The following is a 3,292-nucleotide window of genomic DNA, read 5'->3' on the forward strand; positions in this document are numbered from 1 at the left end:
GTCGGACGGGTCCCAGCCCAGCGGGGCGCGGTCCAGCCACGGCTCCTCGAACTTCTCGAAGCCCGGGATCGCCTTCGCGGCCAGCGTCTTCAGCGGACCGGCCGACACCAGGTTGCAGCGGATGCCCTGCGCGCCGAGGTCGCGCGCGAGGTACCGGCTGGTGGACTCCAGCGCCGCCTTCGCGACTCCCATCCAGTCGTACCCAGGCCAGGCCACGGTCGCGTCGAACGTCAGCCCGACCACGCTGCCGCCGCGGCTCATCAACGGCGCGCAGGTGACCGCGAGCGCCTTCAGGCTGTACGCCGAGACGTGCACGGCCTGCGCAACGTCCTCCCACGGACCGTCCAGGAACTTGCCGCCGAGGATGGTCTCCGGGTTCCCGTACGCGATCGAGTGCACGACGCCGTCCAGCCCGTCGACGTGCTCGCGGATCGCGTCCGGCAGTGCGGCCAGGTGCTCGGCGTTCGTGACGTCGAGCTCCAGCACCGGCGGCTCGACCGGGAGCCGCTTCGCGATCCGCTTGGTGATGCTCAGCGCGCGGCCGAAGTTCGAGATCAGCACCGTCGCGCCCTGCTCCTGCGCGACCTTCGCGGTGGCGAAGCCGATCGACGAGTCGAGGGTGACCCCCGCGACCAGGATGCGCTTGCCGTCCAGGATGCCCATCAGTGGCCCATCCCGATGCCGCCGTCGACCGGGATCACCGCGCCGGTGATGTAGCCGGCCTCTTCCGAGGAGAGCCAGCGGACCGCGTTCGCGATCTCGGAGGTCAGGCCGAACCGCCCGAGCGGGATCTGGCTCAGGTACTGCTTCTGCGTCTCCTCCGGCAGCACCGCGGTCATGTCGGTCTCGACGAACCCGGGCGCCACCACGTTCGCGGTGATGCCGCGGCTGCCCAGCTCGCGGGCGATCGACCGGGCCATCCCGATCAGGCCGGACTTGCTGGCCGCGTAGTTCACCTGGCCCGGCGAGCCGAGCAGGCCGACCACCGAGGAGATGAACACGATCCGGCCCTTGCGCAACCGCAGCATGCCCTTCGCGGCCCGGCGGGCGACCCGGAACGAACCGGTCAGGTTGGTCTGCACGACCTGGTCCCAGTCCTCGTCGGACATCCGCAGCAGCAGCGTGTCCCGGGTGATGCCGGCGTTCGCCACCAGTACCTCGACCGGGCCGTGCTGCTCCGCGATCGTCTCGAACGCGGCGTCCACCTGCTCCTGGTCGGTGATGTCGCACTTCACCCCGAGGAAGCCGTCCGGCGGCGGGCTCGAGTTGTAGGTGACGGCGACCTGGTCACCGGCCTCCTTGAACGCGGTAGCGATCGCCAGGCCGATACCCCGGTTGCCTCCGGTCACCAGCACAGACCTGCCCACAAGCCCTCCTCACGTCGTCGGTCGGAGGAACGCTATCCCAACTGCCCGGGTCGTTCCGAGTCAGGAGTCTTCGAGGCGGAAACCTATCTTCATCGTCACCTGGTAGTGGTCGATCTGGTTGTCGGACAGGTGACCGCGGATATCGGTGACCTCGAACCAGTCGAGATGCCGGAGGGTCTCCCCGGCGCGGGTGATCCCGTTGGTGATCGCCTGGTTCAGGCCCTCCTTGGAGGTGCCGACGATCTCGGTGACGCGGTACGTGCGATCGGTCATGACATACCTCTCCCTGCCTGGCTGCGCCGGGGCGGGTGGCGCGGCGTACCGTTGTTCCTGGTGAGGAGGATAGATGTCGAGACGCCATGAGCGGAGCGGCACGGCGGTCATCTCGGTGACCAGTGCGCAGCCGGGCAGGTCCGAGGATCTGGACAGCCGGATCGTGCGGTACGCCTGGATGATGTCGATCCGGGTGGTGTGCTTCATCCTCGCGGTGGTCACCCCGTCGCCGTGGCGCTGGGCCTTCGTGGTCGGCGCGATCGCGCTGCCGTACTTCGCGGTCGTGCTCGCGAACGCCCACCGGTCCGCGACCAAGGACGACGCGACCCCGTTCCTGGCCCCCGGCCGGACCGCGCTCGGGGACGGCCGGACCACCGTCGTACCGGCCGCCGACGAGCCGGTTCGGGACCCTGTTCAGGACCCGATTCGGGACCGCGGAACCGACACCGAAAAGTGATCTGGGCCGGGACTGGAAAACTTGCAGTGATTCGTGTCAGAATCTCCCGCGTGCTCTGAAGTTCAGCAGTGGAATTCAGGGACTTGATGCGGCGTCGGACGGCTCCCCCCGTGGCTGTCCGACGTCGCTTCATTTTTGCCCCTATTGATTATTGAGACATCAGGAATATCGGGAATGTGACTGACGAAGACGTACCGACCACCTGCTCGGCCAGGGGCTGCGGCAAGGCCGCCACCTGGGCGTTGCGCTGGAACAACCCGAAGATCCACACGCCGGACCGGCGCAAGACCTGGCTCGCCTGCGACGAACACAAGGCCGGCCTGTCCGACTTCCTGGACCGCCGGTCATTCCTGCGCGAGGTCGAGCCATTCGCCTAAGGGAATGTCGAGCGCACACGCCAGCGACATACCGAAAAAGCACATTTCCGGATTAGCCCGGATCGGCCCGGATCAGCCGCCGATCGCGGACATCGGGCGGGACGGTTGCAGGAAGCTCGGGTCGTTGATGCCGTGGCCCGGGTGTTTGCCGAGCATGGCGCGCCGCCAGCGGTCCGCCAGCTCGGCGTCGTCGGCCCCGGCCCGCAGCGCGGCTCGCAGATCCGACTCGGTGCGGGCGAACAGGCAGTCCCGGACCTGACCGTCGGCGGTCAGCCGGACGCGGTCGCAGTCCCCGCAGAACGGCCGCGTCACCGACGCGATGATGCCGACCGTCTGCGGTCCGCCGTCGACCAGGAACGACTCGGCCGGCGCGCTGCCGCGCTTCGACGCGTCGTCCGGGGTCAGGTGGAACCGGTCGGTGAGCATGCCGAGGATGTCGTCGGCGGTGACCATCGTCTCCCGGTGCCAGCCGTGCTGGGCGTCCAGCGGCATCTGCTCGATGAACCGCAGTTCGTACCCGCGCGCGAGGCAGAACTCCAGCAATTGCGGCGCTTCCGTGTCATTCACGCCGCGCATCAGGACCGCGTTCACCTTCACCGGCGTCAAGCCCGCGTCCTGGGCCGCCTCGAGTCCGGCGATCACGTCCTTGAGCCGGTCCCGGCGGGTGAGCTGCTTGAACGTGTCCGCGTTCACGGTGTCGAGGCTGACGTTCACCCGGTCCAGGCCGGCATCCTTCAGCGCCTGCGCCTGGCGGGCGAGCCCGATCCCGTTGGTGGTCAGGGAGATCTCGGGGCGCGGCGCGAGTTCCGCCGTACGGG

Annotated in this window: 6 protein-coding genes; 2 read left to right on the forward strand and 4 right to left on the reverse strand. The window is 68.7% G+C overall.

The genetic code is table 11. The annotated features are described in order from the left end of the window. From fabI to VFF46_RS08270, 3 genes are all read right to left on the reverse strand, one after another. Positions 1 to 663 (reverse strand): enoyl-ACP reductase FabI (gene fabI, locus VFF46_RS08260; RefSeq protein WP_325036435.1); only part of this gene is annotated, 663 nt, incomplete at its 3' end. Further along, the gene (fabG, locus tag VFF46_RS08265; protein WP_325036436.1) at positions 663 to 1,367 is read right to left on the reverse strand and encodes a 3-oxoacyl-[acyl-carrier-protein] reductase; all 705 of its coding nucleotides are present in this window, start codon (positions 1,365 to 1,367) and stop codon (positions 663 to 665) included. The genes fabG and fabI, both read right to left, overlap by 1 nt. 60 nt (positions 1,368 to 1,427) lie before the next feature. Next, the gene (locus VFF46_RS08270) at positions 1,428 to 1,640 is read right to left on the reverse strand and encodes a dodecin (RefSeq protein WP_325036437.1); all 213 of its coding nucleotides are present in this window, start codon (positions 1,638 to 1,640) and stop codon (positions 1,428 to 1,430) included. A gap of 73 nt (positions 1,641 to 1,713) precedes the next feature. Between VFF46_RS08270 and VFF46_RS08275 the strand changes: the two genes are divergently transcribed. Further along, a complete protein-coding gene (locus VFF46_RS08275; RefSeq protein WP_325036438.1) occupies positions 1,714 to 2,097 on the forward strand; it encodes a DUF3099 domain-containing protein in 384 nt (127 codons plus the stop codon). A gap of 176 nt (positions 2,098 to 2,273) precedes the next feature. Next, positions 2,274 to 2,474: a hypothetical protein gene (locus VFF46_RS08280; protein ID WP_325036439.1), complete on the forward strand. Its 201-nt coding sequence runs from the start codon at positions 2,274 to 2,276 to the stop codon at positions 2,472 to 2,474. 72 nt (positions 2,475 to 2,546) lie between these two features. Here the strand turns inward: VFF46_RS08280 and VFF46_RS08285 are convergent. After that, a partial coding sequence (locus tag VFF46_RS08285) for a GTP 3',8-cyclase MoaA (RefSeq protein ID WP_325036440.1) occupies positions 2,547 to 3,292 on the reverse strand: 746 nt, incomplete at its 5' end.

The organism is Kribbella sp. (assembly GCF_035655035.1).
Taxonomy (GTDB): Bacteria; Actinomycetota; Actinomycetes; order Propionibacteriales; family Kribbellaceae; genus Kribbella.

What these genes read in the sequence shown, in the direction of transcription:
- VFF46_RS08275 (WP_325036438.1), top strand. Translation starts at nt 1,714, where the DNA reads ATGTCGAGACGCCATGAGCGGAGCGGCACGGCGGTCATCTCGGTGACC.
- VFF46_RS08270 (WP_325036437.1), bottom strand. Translation starts at nt 1,640, where the DNA reads ATGACCGATCGCACGTACCGCGTCACCGAGATCGTCGGCACCTCCAAG.